The organism is Cetobacterium sp. 2G large (assembly GCF_014250655.1).
In the GTDB taxonomy this organism is placed as follows: Bacteria; Fusobacteriota; Fusobacteriia; order Fusobacteriales; family Fusobacteriaceae; genus Cetobacterium_A; species Cetobacterium_A somerae.
This window is the reverse complement of record NZ_JACHTH010000007.1, coordinates 348,791-369,700: the sequence shown is the minus strand read 5'-3', so window position 1 is coordinate 369,700 and position 20,910 is coordinate 348,791. Positions and strand designations below refer to the sequence as shown.

General features: G+C 30.2%; 16 protein-coding genes. 5 read left to right on the top strand and 11 right to left on the bottom strand.

Going from position 1 to position 20,910, the window contains the following annotated elements; all coding sequences use genetic code 11:
- Positions 1-175: 175 nt before the first annotated feature.
- On the top strand, positions 176-1,489 hold the full coding sequence (locus tag H5J23_RS12300; RefSeq protein WP_185892550.1) for a sodium-dependent transporter: 1,314 nt from the start codon (positions 176-178) through the stop codon (positions 1,487-1,489).
- Between the two features lie 42 nt (positions 1,490-1,531).
- Here the strand turns inward: H5J23_RS12300 and H5J23_RS12295 are convergent, their stop codons facing one another.
- From H5J23_RS12295 to H5J23_RS12280, 4 genes are all read right to left on the bottom strand, one after another.
- Positions 1,532-3,385 carry a pyridoxal-dependent decarboxylase gene (locus H5J23_RS12295; RefSeq protein WP_185892844.1) on the bottom strand — a complete coding sequence of 618 codons (1,854 nt, stop codon included), beginning with the start codon at positions 3,383-3,385 and terminating at the stop codon, positions 1,532-1,534.
- 2 nt (positions 3,386-3,387) lie between these two features.
- On the bottom strand, positions 3,388-4,794 hold the full coding sequence (tyrP, locus tag H5J23_RS12290; protein WP_221892832.1) for a tyrosine-tyramine antiporter: 1,407 nt from the start codon (positions 4,792-4,794) through the stop codon (positions 3,388-3,390).
- An 87-nt stretch (positions 4,795-4,881) separates the two neighbouring features.
- Positions 4,882-7,488 carry an autotransporter domain-containing protein gene (locus tag H5J23_RS12285; protein ID WP_185892549.1) on the bottom strand — a complete coding sequence of 869 codons (2,607 nt, stop codon included), beginning with the start codon at positions 7,486-7,488 and terminating at the stop codon, positions 4,882-4,884.
- Between the two features lie 126 nt (positions 7,489-7,614).
- Positions 7,615-8,964: an MATE family efflux transporter gene (locus H5J23_RS12280; protein ID WP_185892548.1), complete on the bottom strand. Its 1,350-nt coding sequence runs from the start codon at positions 8,962-8,964 to the stop codon at positions 7,615-7,617.
- A 145-nt stretch (positions 8,965-9,109) separates the two neighbouring features.
- Here H5J23_RS12280 and H5J23_RS12275 point away from each other — a divergent pair, with 145 nt between their 5' ends.
- Positions 9,110-9,628: an NlpC/P60 family protein gene (locus H5J23_RS12275; RefSeq protein ID WP_023051306.1), complete on the top strand. Its 519-nt coding sequence runs from the start codon at positions 9,110-9,112 to the stop codon at positions 9,626-9,628.
- A gap of 38 nt (positions 9,629-9,666) precedes the next feature.
- Here the strand turns inward: H5J23_RS12275 and H5J23_RS12270 are convergent, their stop codons facing one another.
- The 7 genes from H5J23_RS12270 to H5J23_RS12240 all read right to left on the bottom strand — a co-directional run bounded on the left by H5J23_RS12270 (position 9,667) and on the right by H5J23_RS12240 (position 16,639).
- Positions 9,667-10,512 carry an MBL fold metallo-hydrolase gene (locus tag H5J23_RS12270; RefSeq protein ID WP_185892547.1) on the bottom strand — a complete coding sequence of 282 codons (846 nt, stop codon included), beginning with the start codon at positions 10,510-10,512 and terminating at the stop codon, positions 9,667-9,669.
- Between the two features lie 2 nt (positions 10,513-10,514).
- Entirely contained in the window at positions 10,515-11,318 is an 804-nt protein-coding gene (locus tag H5J23_RS12265; protein WP_185892546.1) for an ABC transporter permease, read from the bottom strand.
- Positions 11,319-12,095: a phosphonate ABC transporter, permease protein PhnE gene (phnE, locus tag H5J23_RS12260; protein WP_185892545.1), complete on the bottom strand. Its 777-nt coding sequence runs from the start codon at positions 12,093-12,095 to the stop codon at positions 11,319-11,321.
- Positions 12,070-12,819, bottom strand: coding sequence for a phosphonate ABC transporter ATP-binding protein (gene phnC / locus H5J23_RS12255; protein WP_185892543.1), 750 nt, complete (start codon positions 12,817-12,819; stop codon positions 12,070-12,072). Before phnC ends, phnE begins: the two co-directional genes overlap by 26 nt.
- 15 nt (positions 12,820-12,834) lie before the next feature.
- Positions 12,835-13,755 (bottom strand): PhnD/SsuA/transferrin family substrate-binding protein, encoded by a 921-nt coding sequence (locus H5J23_RS12250; RefSeq protein WP_185892541.1) that lies wholly within the window; start codon positions 13,753-13,755, stop codon positions 12,835-12,837.
- Between the two features lie 19 nt (positions 13,756-13,774).
- Positions 13,775-15,049 carry a histidine-type phosphatase gene (locus H5J23_RS12245; protein ID WP_185892539.1) on the bottom strand — a complete coding sequence of 425 codons (1,275 nt, stop codon included), beginning with the start codon at positions 15,047-15,049 and terminating at the stop codon, positions 13,775-13,777.
- Positions 15,050-15,208: 159 nt separating this feature from the next.
- Positions 15,209-16,639 carry an amino acid permease gene (locus tag H5J23_RS12240; RefSeq protein ID WP_185892537.1) on the bottom strand — a complete coding sequence of 477 codons (1,431 nt, stop codon included), beginning with the start codon at positions 16,637-16,639 and terminating at the stop codon, positions 15,209-15,211.
- Positions 16,640-16,870: 231 nt separating this feature from the next.
- Between H5J23_RS12240 and malX the strand changes: the two genes are divergently transcribed.
- Genes malX through H5J23_RS12225 form a run of 3 tightly spaced genes read left to right on the top strand, consistent with a single transcriptional unit; the run spans position 16,871 to position 20,903 of the window.
- Positions 16,871-18,409, top strand: a complete 1,539-nt coding sequence (gene malX / locus H5J23_RS12235) for a maltose/glucose-specific PTS transporter subunit IIBC (protein WP_023051314.1) — start codon at positions 16,871-16,873, stop codon at positions 18,407-18,409.
- 55 nt (positions 18,410-18,464) lie between these two features.
- The gene (locus tag H5J23_RS12230; protein ID WP_185892535.1) at positions 18,465-19,619 is read left to right on the top strand and encodes a MalY/PatB family protein; all 1,155 of its coding nucleotides are present in this window, start codon (positions 18,465-18,467) and stop codon (positions 19,617-19,619) included.
- A gap of 27 nt (positions 19,620-19,646) precedes the next feature.
- On the top strand, positions 19,647-20,903 hold the full coding sequence (locus tag H5J23_RS12225; RefSeq protein WP_185892534.1) for a helix-turn-helix domain-containing protein: 1,257 nt from the start codon (positions 19,647-19,649) through the stop codon (positions 20,901-20,903).
- Positions 20,904-20,910 lie beyond the last annotated feature (7 nt).

Here is a 20,910-nt window from a genome sequence, read left to right as displayed (position 1 = left end):
TATTTTGGTGGTGGCCATAGTTAGTTTGTAACCTGAGAATGCAGGATACAAACTTATTTTAGCTTGGTCAAAAACTAAAAAAGATTGTATCTGATAGATTAAATTGAGAAAACATTTATTCCACAGATATATTTCTGTGGAATTTTTTTTTACAAAATTTAGGAGGTGTAGTAAAGTGAACGACAAAAGAGAAAAGTTTAGTAACAGAATCGGATTTATTTTATCATGTGTAGGAGCAGCCATAGGACTTGGAAATATTTGGCTTTTCTCTTGGAAGTTAGGAACTTATGGTGGAGCAGCATTTTTAATACCATATTTTATATTTATGGCTTTATTTGCTTATATAGGGTTAGTTGGAGAGATATCATTTGGAAGAATGATGAAAAAGGGAGTTTTAGGTGTTAGAAAACTTATGGAAAAAAAGAAAGTGCCTTTTGCTAAGTTTTTACCTATTGTTCCAATAGTTTCTGTAGCAGGAATATTTACATTTTATGTAATAGTTTTTGGATGGATAATAAAATATTTTGTGACATATTTAATGGTGGATATGAGTACTTTAAATTATGAGCAATATTTTGGAAGTTTTACTGGAAATACAGAATCTATATTCTGGCATTTTATAGCTGTAGTTTTAAGTGTTGGAGTAATTTCACTTGGAGTTATAAAGGGAATTGAAAAGATAAATAAAATTGTAATGCCACTTATGTTTATAATATTCTTTGGACTTATGATAAAATCTTTAAGTCTTCCAGGAGCTATGGAGGGAGTTAAGTTTTTATTAAATCCAGATTGGGATAAACTTTTAAATCCAATAACTTGGGTTATGGCTTTAGGACAAGCGTTTTTCACAGTGGGAGTAAGTGGATCAGCACTTTTAGTTTATGGTAGCTATTTAGATAAAGATGTAAATATATCTGTAAGTGTTGTTCAAACATGTATTTTAGATACTTTAGCAGCACTGATGGCTGGATTTATAATTATACCAGCAGCTTTTGCTTTTGGTTATGGACCAGGAGCTGGACCAAGTTTACTGTTTATAACATTACCATCTGTATTTAACAATATGGCTGGGGGAAGAATTTTAGGAGTAATATTCTTTTTAAGTGTAATATTTGCAGCTATCTCTTCTGCAATAAACCAGTTAGAGGTTCCTGTGGAAGCAGCTATGGAGAAGTTTAATATCTCTAGAGTAAAAGCTAGTGTGATAGTTGGAGGAATTTTATTTTTAATAGGATTACCTTTAGATTTAGATATGAATCTATTTGGAACTTTTGCAGATATAATGACAATCTATTTAATACCTCTTGGAGCTATTATAATTTTAGGATTCTATTTTTATGGAATAGATTCAAAATCTATAGAGTATGAGATTGACTTAGGAGCAAAGCATAAAGTAGGAAAGTATATTGTAAAAATAGGAAAATATATATTCGTGCCTGGAGTTTTAATAATTCTGATATTAGGAGTTTTATACGGAGGTATAGGATAAGAAAAAAATCCCGAGAGAATTTAACTCTTGGGATTTTTAGTTTTATTTAATTATAAGTGTTAATTTTTTTATAATTGATTCCTCAACTTTTTCAATATAAGTTTTAAAAGTTTCTGGATTATTTAAAAATGGAGATAGTACACAAGCTCTTAATAGAGTTAAATCATTAACTTTAAACCATTCTTCTTTAGGTATATCTAATCTTTGTAAAACATCTAGTGGGCTATTAGCATAATCGTTTATATTAAAATCAGTGTGTGATGTTACAAATTCATTAGCATATAAATTAGGAGTCATAACAGAAGATAAATCATATAAATCGTGATTTAATTTATTTAAAGATTCTAATGATTTATTTCCCTCAACATTAAATATAAAGTCAACCATATTAAAATCTGGAGATGTTAATGGTTCTACTCTTATAACTTTATCACCAACTTTAATAGAATCCTTAGCCTTTAAGTAATCATAAAGATTAAAAGCTCCTTCAACACTTGCACCCATTAATTTTCCATAACCAGCTATATTTAATGGTAGAATTCTATGTGCTGCCCATACAGCAGCAGCAGTTGCTCCTGCCTTAGATCCTTCCATTATGAAGGCTCCAAGTAAAGCTGGAATTTCGACTCCTTTTTCAAATACATAGCTAGCAAAATATGATATAGAGTTTCTCATTCTTCTATCTTTTATTACAATTCCACCAGCAGCATAAGGAATATATCCCATTTTATGTGGGTCAATAGTTATACTATCAGCTTGACTCATAGCTTTAAAAGCGTTATAGATATCGTCACTTGGCCAGTTTATATTTTCGTTGTAGAATACATCGTATTCTTTATATTTTTCTTTTAGCATTGATTTTTCAATAAAATTATAATCCTCATCTAAAAATATAGATCTAGCATAACCACCATAAGCTGCATCTACATGGAAATAGAAATTAATTCCTTTTTTAGAGTATTCCTCTTTAAGAGCAACAATTTTATCTATATAATCTACTGCTCCCTCTTCAGTTGTACCAACTACTGCTACAACACCTAAAATTGGAGTTTTTTCAGCTACAAGCTTATCTATTGTGACTTTTAATTTTTCAACATCCATTCGATAATTGTTATTAAGTTCAATAGCTACAATATTATCTGTACCAATACCCAAAACATCTGCGGCTTTTAACCATGAATAGTGCTTTGTTTCAGGAACAATCCATTTACCTAAATGAGGTAACTCTTTTGATGCTGCTCTAGCTGAATGTGCTTTTAAAATTTCCCATTTGTTCTCATGATTTTCAATCAAATCTATAATTTGATCAATAGGCATATTCATTAAAGCCCAATCATCTTTTCCTTGAACAAGCTCAGGAGCGACTTCTTTCATTGCTAAAGGTAATGATTTTAAATTTCTAGCATACCAAATTCCTTCAAAGTTAGCAATAGAACCATCACAACAAATATGTCCCCAACCTTTAACAGGGTCAAATCCTAATAATTTACATAAATCAGCACCAACTTCATCCTCCATTATGGAAGTTGGTTGTGATGATTCATAGGCAACATTATTTAAATTATAAAGCATAGCACCAAAATATCCTAGTAATCCAGGCATTAAAGTTTCAGAGTTCATATGTCCTAAATATCTTGGAGAATGCCATGGAGTGGCTCCAGCTCTCAAACGTCTAGATAATTCTTTTAAAACCTCTTCACATTTTTCTGATGTGTCAATAAATGTTTCACAATTTTTAAAAGAAGTTTTAATAACCTCTTCATCACCTGGTTGATAATTTTTTCTCCACTGAGCATGATCTTCAAATAATCTAACAAGTTCTTTTAAAAAGAAATCCTCATTTTCAGATTTAGGACCTAAAAAAAGTGCATTTAAATTTACTCCAGTATTTTTCATAATCACTCATCAACTCCTTGTTTAGTTTGTTTTTTCCAAGATTCTTTTTTAAATTTGTATATAATTAATGGAGCTATAAAAAGAAGTAAAACTCCAATAATTTGTATAAACAAAGATGCACTATGAAGATTTTCAGGGATATCACTAGATGGAATAATACTAACAATAATTGTTAAAATAACACCAATCATACCTAAAGTAACAGTTATCCACATTCCAGGTTTACCACCAGGAACTGGAACAGATCTAACAACATCAGGTTTTTTATATCTTAGAATAACTTCAGCTATTAATATAAATATATAAACGATACAATAAAGAACAGTAGTTAACATTAATATAATTATAAATCCTGTATTAATAGCGGGAACGACTATATAAAGAAGTGTAACTAGCGTTATTACAGCTGCTTGTATTAAAATAAATGTAACGGGAATATCATCTTTATTTCTTTTTTGAAAAATAGGAGGTAATAAACCAGCATCAGCAACTTTTATCATTGCTTTTGATGGTCCTAAAACCCATGCATTTAATTGAGCAAAAACTCCCAAAGCAATCATAAGAGCAATTACATTTGTTGCCCAAGGAATACCAAGTGCATTGAAATATATTTCAAATGGTTGTGTGATGATAGCTAAATCAATTTGATTAGAAGGTATAGCATTTGCCTCAGTTAAAGATGCAATTAAATTAAATATAACCATTAGAAATATTGTAATAAAAACAGCTATAGGATAATTTCTTTTAGGATTATCAATATCATTAGCATGAACAGAAGCAATTTCTAATCCAGCAAAAATAAATATAACACCAGCAAAGAATGAAAGTTTGTCTAAAGAATCAAGATTTGGAATAGCAGTTTCCCAGTTTAGAGGTCCTAGGTTAACATTACCTATTTTAAAAGAATACCAAAGACCTAAAACAATAAGCAAAATAGCGGGGATATATATTCCAATAACAGCTCCCCAAGTACTAATCCATTTACCAAATTGTGCTTTAAAGTTTAAAAGTGTTATAAACCAATAGGTAATGATAACAGTAACTACAATAAAAACATTATTATTAGCAAGTTCAGGTTTACTAATAACATAAGGAATCATAGATGCAAATGCAGTTGAAACCATAACCATACCAAAGAACATTTGAACCCATAATAACCAAGCAGTAACAAAGGCCCATTTTTCACCGAGAGCTTCTTTTACCCAAACTTGAGGGCCACCCTCCTCTGGCCACCCTGTAGCAAGTTCTGCAGCAACAAGAGAGATTGGAATAGCGAAAAAAATAGCAGCAGCAAGCATATAAAAAATTCCATACCAACCAACACTAGCCACAGTAGGAATATTTCTAATACTTCCATAGAAGGCGATACTAATTGCAATTAATTGAAACAATGTAATCTTTTTATTCATATTGATACCTCCTTTTTATAAATCCGCTTAAGTATACGTGACACCGTGATAAATTCCTACTTAATTTAAAAATATAGTTAAAATTTATTATAAAATATAACTTATTCCAGCTCCAATTTTCCAAGAGTTATCTTTAGAAAATTCGTATAAATAATTTGTATATATAGAAAGTCCTGTTTGAAGTTCCCCAACTTTAACATTAATTCCAATTTCTTGAGAAAATCTATTTTTATTGTCTATATTAATAGCACCAGTTTCATTTCCCAAAGTTTGTACTTTAAATTTCATATTTTTATCAATATCATTTAAATCTTGTTTTAGATATCCAACTAAAGAAAGTTTAATTCCATAATTTTTAACAGCAAAATCTTTTCCCATCTCTCCACCAACGTAGAAAGTATTTAAGAAGCCATTTAATTTATCTAACTCAAGATTATATGTTCCATTGTGTTCATTAATATCTCTTTGAAATAATCCCATTGATTGAAATTTTCCAATTGGTTCTAAATAGAATGAGTTCCAATTGAATAGTTTTGAGATTTTTCCCATTCCACCAACATAGAAAGTTTTTATTTTTGAGTTTAGAGTTTCATTAAAATCTACAGTTTTAATAGATGTTAAAGTATCATTATATTGAGAGTAATCAAATTGTATATTTCTATCTAAATCACCTCTAGAATATCCAAGGAATAAAGCTCCAAGTCCATTGAAATTATTTTTGTTATAGTTTAAGTAACCAGTTCCTTGAAATAGATTGTCCTCTCTTTTTCCATAGTTATCTTTAAATTTATCATTTAATCTAGTATAGTTGAAAATCCAACCACTACTAACAGAGGATAATAAAGGATAGTTTTTTCCAATGAAAAGACTATTTAGCTCTTGATTGTATCCAGCAATATTGTCATAACCGCTCTTATTAACTTTTTCAAAAGAGTATCCAAAAATATATCTTTCTTTAGATAAAATTTTTGGAGTTTCAGTTAAGTGAGATAAGATATTGTTGTTTCCAAATTCAATAGCATCTCTTGTTTGATAAATAAGAGATGGAAAATATTCTCGACCAAAAATTTCATTTAAATAATTTTGAAAAGAATTCCCATTTTTAGAAGATAGAATTATATCAAACAATCTGTCTTTAGATGTATTTTTAGAATCATAATAGATGTCTTGTAAATAATTACCTAAAGGATCATCTGTAAGAAGAGAAAAGCTAAGTTTACTAAAAACAGCTTCATTTCCGTGAAGAATTAATTTATATCCATAAAGATTACTTTTTATCTCTTTAGCAGATTTTGTAAGAGTATCATCTAAAGTAACCTTACTAATAAGATTATAATTATTTCCAATATAACTTTTTCCTAAATACACAGTTTTAATAGTGGGAGTAGAGGTATTAGTTACAATAGATCCTCCTTTTTCCATTACAAGATTTCCACCATCGTATATAAGAGGTAAAGTATTTGTAGTTGGTTTAATAATTTTACCCCAGTTGTGAAGGGTCCCTTTTCCATTTAATAAAATACCATTCTTATTTAAATTAACTACACCACTAGGTTCGTTTGTTCCCACAGCTAAATGAGAAAGCTGAAAGGCATAACTACCGTCAACATATATGTCTTTAGGAGCAGGGGGGTTAATATTAATAAGACCGAAATTTTTTAAAACAGTATTCTTTCCTCCACTCATACCAGAATAACTTCTACCAGTTATATTGATAGTTCCATTATTTATAGCTTTTCCACCTTCTGAAACTCCCATACCACTTGAAGCAACATTATTTGGATTCTTTGCTGTATCATTCATGGTAATAGTTCCATTATTGATTATAGTTCCGTATGAAGAAAACATACCAAAATTAGTATTATAAGTTTTTATAACTCCATCGTTTATTGCAAGACCTTTACCATCTACACAAATTCCCACATTTCCATGAGTTATATCTATGATACCAGTGGTTGAATTTGTAAATTCTCCTTCACCAAATATTTGGGCACCCTCATATCCATTTCCAGATATAATTCCGTTATTGATTCCTTTTGTTTTACCATAGACTTCAAGACCTGTAGCATAATAAGAGTTAAGATTAATTTTTCCATTATTAATTCCTAAACCATCACTTATAACATTTATTCCATTTCCATAAAGTCCATTTATGGTTATGTTTCCTTCATTTATAACAGTTCCACCACCAGAAGCTTGCATTCCTGTAGTAGTTGTATTCCCAGGATTATTATTAACAGTTAAAGTATTTTTATTATAAAGAGTATAACCACTAAGAATACTACCCATTCCAACGGCATTATTAGTGGTAATAGTAAGGTCTCCTTTTAAAGGTAGTTTGTCTGTGGATAAATTTTTTCCTGGATAGTAGAGTTTGTTATAGAAGATGTATCCATTTTTAGGTGAGGCTGTAGCAGAACCAGCAGATGTAGGATTATCAATATCTGGAGTATTATCATGTTTTGGAGAACTAGGAGTTGGGGGTAAAACTGGAATTTTAGGTGGGGCAACAGGGGGAAGTGTAATAACTTCAGTTGACAACTTGAAATATGAATTATCGATTTGACTCATAGGTCGAGTATTGTCCTTAAAGTAATTATAATCTGACCAGAAGATGAGGCCACTCTGCTCTTGGGCAAAGGTGTTAGATGTCTGTAAAGTTAATGCAAGTAGTAAGAGATTAAATTTTTTCATAACTTTTCCTCCTAATGAATAAAATATTGTGCACTATTTAACAAAAGGTACTATACATAGAAAATAATTCAATTCCTTCTTTTTGTTCAAAAAATTATGAAGAAAATAAAAAAAGAGTTAGAATAACTAACTCTTTAATGGGTTTTTATAAAATTTATCTCGATATATTTTAATAAATATAGCTGCTTCAACAGTCCATTGAAGTGATGTAATCCACCAGAAATATGTTACAGGCATTCTTTTTAGATAGATAAAATAATACATTAAAGGTAATCTTATACACCAGTTGCAAAATAGAACTATTCTAAATGGAGTTTTAGTATCTCCCATTCCTTTAAGAGAACCTGAAAGAACCATATCAATAGCTGTTGGAATCTGTTGAATAGATCCAATCATAAGACAGGCAGCACCAAGAGCGATAACCTCAACCTCATCACTTTTTATAAATAATCTTACTAAGTTTTCAGAGAAAAATAGAAAGACTAGAGAGAAAAATCCCATGACAATACAGGCTAAAAGTAAGGATGTATTAGCATATTCTCTGGCACTTTTTAAGTCTTTTTCTCCTATGCTATGCCCAACTAAAGAAACTGCTGAAATAGCAAATCCCCAACCTGGCATAAAAGAGATACTTTCAATGGTTACAGAGATTTGATTAGCAGAAAAAGCCAAACTTCCAAGTTTCATAACCATCATAACACTTAAAAGTCTTACAATACTAAAAGCTCCCTCTTGTAGTCCAGATGGAATAGCTAAATCAACAAGTTCTTTTAAGTAATTAAAGTTAACTTTACCTTTTAAAGATATTTTAAATGGTAGTTTTTTAAGTTGACTTAAAATAAATAAAAATGCACAAATGTTTCCAATTGTAGTAGCAATGGCAGCTCCTTCAACTCCTAGTTCAGGAAAGCCAAATTTTCCAAATATAAGTGTATAATCTAGAGAAAGATTCACAATGTTTAAAATAGCAGCTCCATAAAGTGGAGTTTTAGTATTTTTACATCCACGGAAAACACCATTTAAAAGGTTTGTAACCATATTAAAGAAAAGTCCAATAGAACAGATTCTCATATATTTATAACCTAAAATTAAAACATCCCCTTTAGCTCCTGCTAAACTTAATATATTTTTTGAAAAAATAAAAAATATTAAAAAGACAAGAATAGCAATAACTCCACCAATTTTAACTCCTAAATCAGCCATATCTTCAGCTTTTTTATGTTCTCTAGCTCCAAGACAACGAGCTACGATAGATGTTATAGATATAGACAGTCCCATAGCAATTAAGATATTAATAAAAGTATACATAATTTCAGAACTAAAACCAACAGCAGAAACAGAGATTTGTCCGCCATACTTTCCGACCATAAGTGTATCAAAAACCCAGATTAACATATAGAGTATCATTTCACCAACAGCGGGAATAGCTAATTTTATAATCTCTTTTGACCGATTTAAAAATGCACTTTTAATCATAAAAATTTCACTCCCCTTAACTTATATAAAGTTCCTAGATTCTATCATAAAGGTTATGTAAAAGTCAAAAATTTGCAAAACAGACAAAAATTGAGTATAATATATTAATTACAAAAATAACAATACAAAAAGACAGGAGATGATTATGGGGAAAAGATTAATAAAATTGTTTACCTTTTTCATACTTGCCTTTAGTTTTATAACATCAGAGGTTCATGCATTAAGTTTTACTAAACCAAAGGTCGTAGAAAAAATTGAAGTGGATGAGGAGATTTTAAATCAGAAAAAAGAATATATAAAAAGTACTAAAATAACTGATTTCTATTCAAGTTGGCGTGGGACTAGATATCGTTATGGAGGAACAACAAAAAAGGGAGTTGATTGCTCAGCACTTATGCAACATCTTTATAAAGAGCAATTTGATGTGGAGCTGCCTAGAACAACACTTACTCAGGTTCAAATTGGAGAGCAAGTTGTTGGAAATAGAGAAAATTGGAAAGTAGGAGATCTTATTTTCTTTAAAATGAATAGTAGAATAAAACACGTAGGTGTATATATAGGAAATAATAAGTTTGTTCATGCAGGAAGAACTACAGGAGTTACAATATCTGAGTATGATAGCTACTGGGCTAAAAGATTCTGGCAAACAAGAAGAGTAATATAGCAAAAAGCTGAGTTTATTTTAGAACTCAGCTTTTTAATTTAATTAGCATTATTAATGCACAATCCATCATATGCAACAGAGATATTAAAATCTAAAGATTTCATAAGCTTCTCAATCTCTTCATGAGTTTTTTTAGGATCATGACCAAAGTGTGTAACAGTTATTGGAGTTTTAGAATCGATACAGTCAAAATCTTTCAATCTATTCAAAACCATATTTAGTGTAAAGATATCAAGATGGTCTGAGTTATCCTTTTGAAAATCTAAAAAAGTACATTCAATAACAATATCATCAAATTTAAAGTTTTTCAAAAATTCAAATGTCTTTAAAGAGTAGATACCAGTATCAGAAGCATGTAGTCTAGTAAAATTTTCATGTTTTATTATAAAGTTTGTACCATGCTCACCACTGTTTAAACCTGTATGTTTAGCTTCAATAGGTATAATTTCAAAATCTTCAATAGTAAAAGGAGAGTAATAGTTCATAGGAATTATATTGAGATGACCTATTTTTTCTTGAAGATTTGTTTGGTGCTTAGGTTTTATTGCTATTTTAATCTGCTCTTTTAGCCACATTTCAGATGAACTATTAACATATATATTCATAGGATTTTTAATTTTTATAAGCTCTTGTATATCCAAATGATCATTGTGAGTATGAGATAGAAGAACACCTTTGATTTTACTAAAATCTATACTATTTTCTAAAATCTGAGTTCTAATATCAGGTGAAAAGTCTAATAGTATTTTATCCCCCAATAAAAAAGTTGACCTTTTACGAATATTTTTCCCTTTAAGTTCTCTTAAAGAGTTACAATACTCACATGAACAAAATACATCAGGAAGTCCATTTGCAGACCCTGTTCCTAAAAAAATAGTTTTCATTTTTAACCTCTCTCTGTATAAGTTTTTAGTAGTGAACCTAACCGCTCTACAGAAACTGATATGATCATTAAAACAATTAAAGCAGTTCCAGCAGCGTTAAAATCATAAGACTTTATAAATTTTGAGATTATGTAACCTATTCCCCCAGCACCAACAACTCCTATAATAGATGATTGTGCCATATTAGATTCAAATCTCAGTGCAGTCCATCCAGTAATAACTCTTTTTATATTTGGAAGTATTGCAGCTTTCATAATATTTAACCAAGATGCACCAGTAGCTTTAATGGCTAAAATACTTTCCTCTCCTAAATCCTCAATAGATTGAAAGTAAGCCTTAGTGAGATAAGCCACTGTATGAACAGAAAGTCCTAGAATTCCTGAAAAAGGTCCAAGACCAACAGATGAAACAAATATAACAGCCCAGATTAAAGAGGGTACTGCTCTAATAAAAGATATATATGACTTTATAGCTAAAGATAGTGGTTTCCAAGGTGCTGTATTAGAAGCTGTTAAAAAAGCTAGAGGAACAGAGAAAACAACTCCTACTAAGGTAGCCATAAAAGCTATTTCAAAAGATTCCCAAACAGCAATTAAAACAAACTTAAAAACAGAGGCATCTGGTTTTCCAGACTCCAAAAGAATATTTCCTAATTTATTTAATCCTCTTGCAACTCTTCCAAAATCTAAGTTTAACTTAAAAAAAGATAGAAGGAATAAAATTGAGATTCCCAACATAATTTTATTTAAAAATTTATCATTTTTATGATCTTTTATTTTTATTTTTCCAAAATAGTTTTTCTTCATTTAAATAATCCTCTTTCTTAAAATATTAGAGATGATTTCAGTTACAATAGCACAAACTACAATTAAAAGAATCCCCATAGCAGCAGTGTTGTATTTCATTAAACTTAAGTTATTACTTATATACATACCGATTCCTCCAGCACCAACTAAACCTATTACAGCTGAAGAACGAATGTTACTCTCTAAAGAGTAGATAGTCCAAGAGATAAATCCAGGAATAGCTTGAGGAATAGCTCCAAATCTTATAACTTGAAGATGAGACATTCCAGTAGCTTTTAAAGAACTTAGTAGCTCTAAATCAACTTCATCTATAGTTTCATAATAAAAACGAGTCATGTCTCCAATGTTTCCAACAGTTAAAGCTATAATTCCAGTTGTTATACCAACACCAAAAGCGGGAACAAACATAAGCGCCCAGATTATATTGGGAATATTTCTTAAAACTGTGGCAAAACTTTTAACAAAATTTCTAATTGGTTTAAAATGCATAGTTTTTTCTGAACATAGAAAACCTAGAAAAAATGAGATAGCAGAGGAAAAAATTAATGAAACTATAGCTACACAAAATGAATCAAGTAGAGGTGTCATATAGTTATTATAACTTTTCCAATTTACAGGTAGCATCTCCTCAGTTATAAATGAAACTGCAGATGGAAGTTCAACTAAGAAAGATAAAAAAGAAAAATCCAACCTATAAGCTATAAAAAGATAGATAATAGAGATAATTCCTAAAGTAAAGATATCATTTTTATTAAACATTTTTACCGTATATTTCATTGATAATCTCCTCTGTTAAATTTTCAGGAGTATTGTCAAATACTATAACTCCATTTTTCATTCCAATAATTCTAGTGGCATAATTTTTAGCAAACTCAACTTGATGAAGATTTACAATACAAGTTATATTATCTTCAAGACATATATTTTTTAATGTTTCCATAACAATTTCAGAAGATTTTGGATCTAAACTTGCAATTGGTTCGTCAGCTAAAATTAGTTTTGGGTTTTGTGCAAGAGCTCTAGAGATTCCAACTCTTTGCTTTTGTCCTCCACTTAGTTCAGAAGCTTTTTTATAACAGTGCTCTTCAAGTCCTAGTCTTTTAAGAATACTTAAAGCTTTTGTTTTATCATTTTCAGAATAAAGTTCAAAGAATCCTTTAAAGTCAGACATATATCCAAGTCTTCCATGAAGAACATTTTGAACAACAGATAGCCTTTCAATAAGATTATAATGTTGGAAAATCATTCCAATCTCTCTTCTCACTTTTCTTAGTTTTCCACCAGAAACTTTACAAATATCCTCTCCGTTAAAGATAACACTTCCACTACTAAGTGGATTCATAGCATTAATAGATCTTAAAAGTGTAGATTTACCAGCTCCAGAAGAACCTATAATAGCTACAAACTCCCCTTTTTTTATAGATAAGTTTATATTGTTAAGAGCTAAAAAGCTATTGTTATAGCTTTTAACTCCATCTTTTATAGTTATAATATTATTCATATATACCCCCTAAAATTAATCCTCTTTTATCTCTGTTAGATTAAGATTTTTCATAACTTGTCCAATTATTTTAAAGTTTTCTTTTGTAACTTTAATGTGTTGCTCTCCATTTTTCTTTCCGTAAAAATTTTCCATGAAGAATTTATCATTGTAGTTTAAGAAAAAGTTTTGTAGCTTTTCTTTTAAATCTTGTGGCATACTTTCTTGTACTAACCAAAGATTATCTGGAATAACTGAGCTCTTGTATATAATTTTGTGGTTGTCCTCTGTAAAAAACTTTCTATTTTTTACATATGAGTTAGATGAGATAACTCCAATATCTGCATCTTTATCTAAAAGAGCTCTAACAGTATTTGTTGTAGAACCAGTTTCGTAAGGTTTAAACTTAATAGTAAAGTCATTAGAATCTTTAATTATTCCACTTGTAATAAGATCATTTACAGGCCATAAATATGTAGAACCTGAAGATTGTTTTGTATAAGCAAAAGTGTAAGGACTCTTTGGATTTATCAAATCTTTTTCACTAAACTCATTTATATTTGTATCTGGTCTAGTTAAAAAATATGAAAACTTTCCCCAATTTTCTAATTTTCCATCTTTAGCAAAAGAAACTAAAGGTTCAATTTGAGATTTAGTAGCAGCCATAAAATATGGCATAGCTCCTGTATAAGCTACATCGGTTCTATTTTTTTTAGCTTTTAAAGATTCAGTTAAAGCCATATCAGATGATGGTTCGAACCATTCAACTTTCATCCCAACGGCATTTTCAAGATCTTTTAAAAATTTATCTTTAGCTACAACTTTAGATTCTAAATCCTCATCAATTCCAAAGGCGATAACAAGTTTTTTCTCTTTTGTTTCCTCTTTACCACACCCAGTTATAAAAAGTCCAGCACCAAGTAAACCCAATGTAAATAATCTATTAAAAGTTTTCAAATCTATACCCTCCCAAATCTTATTTTAATTTATTAGTGTAAAAGTTTTTAACGTCATCCCACTTATAATATGGTTTCATAGAAGTTGCTATTGGTAACTCAGCATCCTTTTCATTATGTAAAATTTTAACTAAGATGTCATTTTTATCATTTTTATAAAATATCCACTGAATATTTGTAGACATTCCAGAGATATCTCTTCCTAACCATTTATCATAAACCTTTTCAAAACTATCCTCTTTTGCTGAGTAACCATTGATATCTAGTAAAGTTATAAATGGAATAGTAGTTTCAGCATGGGCAAATCTTAAACTAGCTGAAGTATTTTGATTTTTTATAGCTTCATCACTTGTAACTATAAAGTTTTCTAAAAGAGGTAAAGCTATGTTAGTAGCAATATCTTCACCATTTTTTCCAGGTCCCTTTTCATAGAAATCACTTAGATTATCAACCTCTTCATACCACTTTAGTTGCTCTTCACTAAAGTATTTTCCAAAACCTAAGTCTTTTCCAATACTAGCTTGAATGATATATAAATCATAAAGATTTCTAACAGCATCAGTTGGATTTTTTAAAACTGTTTTACCTTTACTATCTTTTAATTTGAACTCACCATCTTCTAACTTTTTAATAAACTCTTTAGAGAAAAGTTGATTTAAAACTTCATTGTTAAAGTTTTTACTTTTAGAGTATGTATCTAACTCTTTTTTCCAAGAACCATTTTCAGAAAACTCCTCATACTCTGGAGAGAGATCAAAGAATCTTAAAAGTATATCTTTTTTATTGTTTGTTGAAACTTTAAAATTTATGTTTGGAGTGTACTGCCCAAGTTCTTCTAAAAAAGCATCTCTACTCTGCTGAGCTCTTTCAACATAAGTTGATGAAGCTATAATATCTTTTCCAAAAATCTCTTTATTGTTCTCATAGAATCTTTTAGCAATCTCTTTTTGCTCTTTAACACCAACCTCAGTTAAAAGACCATAGTTTCCTTTTTCAATCTCCATAAGTTGTGCTATAGAGTTTTTTAACTTTAATCCCTCAGGAGTAATAGCGTTTTCTTTTTCTGCAATAGATAATAACTCGTATAAAGATACATCATACTTAGGTGAAGATAGATGTCTAGAACCATGTCTTCCTAAATGATTTACAAAGAATGGTTTATACCCATTAGGTGTAGGAGCAGTAGAAATCTCTTTAACACTGTATGGTTGTTTAGTACCTAAATAGTTAAAATCTGCTGAAAAAATTGAAGCACTTAAAGTTGTAAAAATTGCTAAAAATTTAATGGTATTCACTTTAAAAAATCCTCCCTGTGAAAAATATTTATCAGACTCATTATAAACTAGTTGTGTTAAACAAAAATTAAAATAAAGTAAAAGAAATGTTATTTTATATACAGAAAAATAAAAAAACACAAAGGTTTCTATAAAACCTCTGTGTTTTCTATGTTAAATCTATTTATTTGTTTTTCTAGCTATTTTAGGGAAGATAAGTCCAAGTCCAACTAGAACAATTGGTGTTAAAATGTTAAGAGTAATTTGGAAGAACCACTCAGAACTAAATGTTTCAATGTTTTTAGGGAAGATACCCATTAAACATGCAAATGCTGTAAAGGCAAAACACCAGATTCCAATAGCTGTTGCAATCTTATCATTTTTAACAAACTTAAATCCAGAACTATCACTTAAAGCTTTGTTCTTAATTAATCCTCTAAGTCCAATGTATGCTAAGAATACCCATAAGTATCTAAGTGGCATAACAATTGAGTTTAAATCAAGAAGCCAGTTGTAAAGATTGTTCATATCTCCAATACCAAGTGCTGGAATTATAATTAAGATTCCAACAAGTACAGCAGTTAATTTATATCCATTGATAGGTGCTCCATTTTCATTACATTTTGTAAATGCAGCTGGTATAAAGTTCTTATCTCCTTCTCCAATTAATATTTTAAGTGGAGCATCAATAGAGAACATAAGTGCTGATATTTGAGATAGAGTATTAGCCACAGCATATAAAACCATAAGTGCGTTTCCAACACCATAGTACTCACCTAAAAGTTTAAATGCGTAGTATTGACCATTCATTTTTAAGTCAGCAGGGATATTTCCACTGTTAAACATGATTCCCATAGCAAATGAACCAAGTAGAGCTGACATACCAACCATAGCAGCAAGTGCTAACATTCCCTTAGGGAAGTTTGTGTGAGGATTTTCAACATCTTTAACGTATGGAGAGATTTTCTCGCATCCACCAACAGCAAATACTAACATAGATATAGTAGTAAAGTATGTAAAGTCAAACTTTGGCATAAATGTCGAAAGAGACCAATCAGTTGTAGCAGGGTTTATACTCATAAGAGATGGTGCAGCAACTGTTAATAAAATATATAAAATACCCATGAAGAACATAGATGTTCCAGCAAGAGCTCCAATTCTTTTTAAAGAGTTCATACCTTTAGATGATAACCAAAGGAAAAGTAGGAAGATTCCTAAAACAATACTCTGTAAAAGTAAAGGATTGAAAGTTTTTATCATGTCTCCATTTTGGAAGAAAACCCAACTTAAAGCAACTAATGCACTTTGAGGTTTTTGTGCTAAATAAGGGATGTGAACAACCCAATATGTCCAACCAGCAAGATACGCTATCATAGGTCCGTAAGTTGAACCAACCCAACTTGAAACTCCTCCAGCTTTGTGATCAAAGACAGATCCCATCTCTCCAACCATAAGTGCATATGGTAAAAAGTAAAGAGAAAGAATTAATACCCAAGAAACTACAACTGTTAAACCTTGGTTTGCGTAGTTATTAACAACGTTACCAAATCCCCAAACAATTGTGAATCCCATCATGGCTAGCATACGCCAGTTTAATTTTTTTGATTCCATAAATCTAGTACTCCTTTTTTGTTAAATATTTCACTTTAATATGTACAATTGTACATTGAATTATACAATAAATCAAATATTTTTTTCTAATATGGTATAATGAAAAGTAATTTTCAAAATCAAAACTATTAATTTCTTTCAAAAAAATATGAAAAAGATTATGAATTGAACAAAAGTGTTTTTATATGTACAATTTGTGATATAAAAAAAGTTTTAAGGGGAGTGTGTCAAATGACTACCAAAAATAGAATAAGTGCATGGGAGTTTTTCCAGAGCTTAGGAAAAACATTTATGTTGCCAGTAGCTTTACTAGCAGCAATGGGAATTTTACTTGGAATAGGTGCTGCCTTTACAGGTGGAACAACAATAGAGATGTTTCCATTTTTAGGAAATAGTTTCTTACAAGGTATATTTAACTTTATGATAAAGATAAGTTTAGTTGCCTTTTCATTTTTACCACTTATGTTTGCTGTAGCAATTCCACTAGGAATGGCTAGAGAGAATAAAGAGATTGCAGCTTTTGCAGGACTTATGGGTTATATTGCAATGCAACTTGGAACAAACTTTTACTTAAATGAAACAGGACTTTTAAAAGTTGTAGATACAAAGATGGTAATGGGAATTCAAAGTATCGATACAGGGGCATTAGGAGCATTAATTTGTGGAGTTATTGTTTTCTTTATCCACGAGAAGTTCCAAAACGTTGAGTTACCAGATGCTTTCTCATTCTTTGGAGGAACAAGATTTGTAGCTATTGCAACAGTTTTAATAATGTCAGTAGTAGGACTTGCAGTGCCAATGGTATGGCCTTTCTTTGCAGCTGGAATAAATAAAGTTGGAGCGGCGATTCATGGAGCTGGACCATTTGGCCCATTCCTATTTGGAGCTGGAGAGAGATTACTTCTTCCATTTGGACTTCACCATATCTTAGTTGCAACAATAAGATTCACTGAAGCTGGAGGAACTTATGTAACTGCAGCTGGAGAAACAATTCACGGAGCATTAAATATATTTTATAATCAGTTTGCACAAGGAGCAGAGTTTGTATCTCCAGAAGCAACAAAGTTCTTATCTCAAGGTAAGATGCCAACATTTATGTTTGGACTTGCAGGAGCAGCTTTAGCAATATATAAATCAGCATACTTAGAGAATAGAAAAAAGATCAAAGGACTTCTAATATCAGCAGTTGTAGCATCAGCAGTTGGTGGAATAACTGAGCCAATCGAATTTATATTCCTATTTATAGCACCAGTTCTTTATGTGTTCCACGCAATTATGACTGGACTTGGATTTATGGTAATGGGACTTTTAAAAGTAGTTATTGGAAATACTGATGGAAACATAATAGACTTCCTAGTATTTGGAGTGTTCCAAGGATTCTGGACAAAATGGTTCTACGTAATTCCAGTGGGAATTGTATGGTTCCTAATTTACTACTTCGTATTTAAATGGTATATTGTAAAATATGATATCCCAACTCCAGGAAGAGATAACTCAGCTCAAGCAAAAGAAGCTGTTGATAGTGGAGATATTGCTGGATATACAGCTAAAGTTATGTTAGAAGCTTTAGGTGGAAAAGAGAACATTGTAAGTTTAGATAACTGTATAACAAGACTTAGACTTGTAGTTAAAGATGCAAATAAGATAGATGTAGAAGCTGTTAAAGCAGCAGGTGCAGTAAATGTAGTAAAACTAAATGATACAAATGTACAAGTTATAATTGGACCAAAAGTTCAAGTATTAAAGAAACAGTTACAAAAGTTAATGTAATAAAATTCGGGGGGAAACAATCCCCCCTTTTATTTAGAAGATTTTAGGAGGATGTATGAATTTTGATGAAATTATAAATAGAAAAGGAACTTACTGTACTCAGTGGGATTATATAGAGGATAGATTTGGACCTGGAACAAAGGATTTAACTCCGTTTTCTATCTCTGATACAGATTTCAAATGTCCTCAAGAGATTTTAGATGCAATAGTAGAAAGAACAGCTCATGGAATTTTTGGATACTCTCGTTGGAATCATGAAGATTATAAAGGTGCTATAAAAAATTGGTATAAAACAAGATACTCTACAGATATAAATAGCGATTGGGTTGTGTACTCACCAAATGTAATCTATAGTATCTCTACTCTATTAGAGGAGTTAGTTGGAAAAGATGGAAAAGTGATGACTCACACTCCAAGATATGATGGATTTACAAAAATCTTAAAACCTTATAATCTTTTTGAAGTAACTTTAAAAGAGGATGATAATGGAGAGTTTCATACAGATTTTTCTGTAATAGAAGATGGATTTAAAAGTGGAGTTAAGGCATTTTTACTTTGTAATCCTGAAAACCCAGTTGGAAAAGTTTGGAAATATGAGGAGTTAAAAAAGCTTATAGAACTGTGTGAAAAGTATGATGTAGTTTTAATCTCAGATGATATTCATATGGATATAGCTAGAAGAGAGGTAACTCCAGTATTAAAAATAGATACGAAAAGATGCTTAATTGTAAGTTCAGCATCGAAAACTTTTAACACTCCAGCTCTTGGAGGATCATATGCAATAATTCCACAAGATGATATTAGAGAAAAGTTTGTAACACATTTAAAAGAGGTAGATTCACTATCATCACCAACAATTTTTGGAGTACTATCAACAATGGTTGCATATAATAGTTGTGGATATTGGGTGGATGAGTTAAATAGTTATTTGACTAAAAACTGTGAGTATGTGGAAAAAGAGTTAAATGGATTATATGGAATTAGAGCTAATATTCCAGAGGGAACATATCTTATGTGGATAGATTTAAAAGATTGTAACATAGATATGGATAGATTTAAAAAGTCACTTATTGAAGATGGAAAAGTGGCGATTATGTCTGGAGAAGCTTATGGAGATAAAGATAGAATCCGTTTAAATGTTGGATGTCCACTATCAAAAGTTAAAATAGCAGTTGAAGGTATTAAAAGAGCTATTGAAAAAGTGAGATAAGAAAGTTATAATATCTTAGGTGATGAAATGAGTTTAAAAAGAAAAGAGTTAGAAGTTTTAAAGCTAGTAAATGCTGGAAAAACAGTGGATGAGATTCTTTTTCAAATAGCAACAAGTGAAAGAAATCTAAGATATATAATTGATAATCTAAATTTTTATCTTAAAAAAATATTGGATAAAAAAATAGAAAAGGATAGAAAAAAATTGTTAATTCATTTGAGTGACAGTGAGTTAGGCAGATTTTATAAAGAGGTTTATAAAAGTTATTATACATTAGAGCAAGAGGAAAGGGCAGAGTTTATACTTATGACCTTTCTTTTTGTAAAAGATGTGAGACTTAGTTATATAGAGGAAAAGTTAGAGATAACAAGAGCTACTCTAAAAAAGGATATAGATGTTTTAAATGAGAGTTTAAAAAAATATAGTTTAAAGTTAGAGGCTCAGAAGAATAGATTTTCTATAGTTGGAAATGAAAAAAAGTTAAGACATTTAAAAGCTTTAAAGTATTTGGAGTATTCTAATATGAGTATGACTCCTTTAGATGTAGATTATATTTTTCAAAATGTAGATGAAAATATGTTAAAAGAGCTAGAGGCAGTTATTTTAAATATTGGGAGAAAGTTTTCAGTGGAGTTTAAAGAGGACTTTATAAAACTAATGAAGATATTTCTGTATGTTTCTTTTGAAAGAGTCAAAGAGGGACATATTATAGATAGAAAAGCCAACTATAAATTTTTAGTTAATACTGCTCATTATGAGATAGCAAGGGATAGTTTAGAAAAATATCTGGATAAAGAGTTAAGTTATGAGTTAGTACATATAACAGAATACTTTATTAGTGGTGGAGTAACTGAGAACATAGAGGAGCTAAAAGAGAGTATTGAAAAATATTTAGATGGTTTGATTTTAGCTTTGGAAAAAAATCTTAACAGTTCTTTAGATTATACAGAACTAAAATCTAAACTTATGGGGTATTTAATACCAGCTATATATAGACTAAGAAATAACTTTAGTATAAAAGAGTTTGGAGAGAGAGATGCAATTTTTACTTTAGTGGAAAAATACTCTAAGGATGAAAGTTATCTCCCTGAAAGATTAACTGAAAATGAGGTTTTTCATATAGCTAAAGAGATTAAAATCTATATGGAAAATGAGAAAAATAGAGTTATAAGTTTAAAAACTCTTTTAGAGATTGTAGATAGGAACAGTGAAGAGGTAAATAGAGAAAAGTTAATAGAGGATTTAATGGCACACTACGGTAAATTAATAAAAATAGACATTTAAAAGATGG

Coding starts and splice junctions, on each gene's coding strand:
- H5J23_RS12295 (WP_185892844.1), bottom strand. CDS start 3,385: ATGAAAAATACTGGAGTAAATTTAAATGCACTTTTTTTAGGTCCTAAA.
- H5J23_RS12225 (WP_185892534.1), top strand. CDS start 19,647: ATGAGTTTAAAAAGAAAAGAGTTAGAAGTTTTAAAGCTAGTAAATGCT.
- H5J23_RS12280 (WP_185892548.1), bottom strand. CDS start 8,964: ATGATTAAAAGTGCATTTTTAAATCGGTCAAAAGAGATTATAAAATTA.
- tyrP (WP_221892832.1), bottom strand. CDS start 4,794: ATGAATAAAAAGATTACATTGTTTCAATTAATTGCAATTAGTATCGCC.
- H5J23_RS12240 (WP_185892537.1), bottom strand. CDS start 16,639: ATGGAATCAAAAAAATTAAACTGGCGTATGCTAGCCATGATGGGATTC.
- H5J23_RS12275 (WP_023051306.1), top strand. CDS start 9,110: ATGGGGAAAAGATTAATAAAATTGTTTACCTTTTTCATACTTGCCTTT.
- H5J23_RS12285 (WP_185892549.1), bottom strand. CDS start 7,488: ATGAAAAAATTTAATCTCTTACTACTTGCATTAACTTTACAGACATCT.
- H5J23_RS12265 (WP_185892546.1), bottom strand. CDS start 11,318: ATGAAGAAAAACTATTTTGGAAAAATAAAAATAAAAGATCATAAAAAT.
- H5J23_RS12230 (WP_185892535.1), top strand. CDS start 18,465: ATGAATTTTGATGAAATTATAAATAGAAAAGGAACTTACTGTACTCAG.
- phnC (WP_185892543.1), bottom strand. CDS start 12,819: ATGAATAATATTATAACTATAAAAGATGGAGTTAAAAGCTATAACAAT.
- H5J23_RS12270 (WP_185892547.1), bottom strand. CDS start 10,512: ATGAAAACTATTTTTTTAGGAACAGGGTCTGCAAATGGACTTCCTGAT.
- phnE (WP_185892545.1), bottom strand. CDS start 12,095: ATGAAATATACGGTAAAAATGTTTAATAAAAATGATATCTTTACTTTA.
- malX (WP_023051314.1), top strand. CDS start 16,871: ATGACTACCAAAAATAGAATAAGTGCATGGGAGTTTTTCCAGAGCTTA.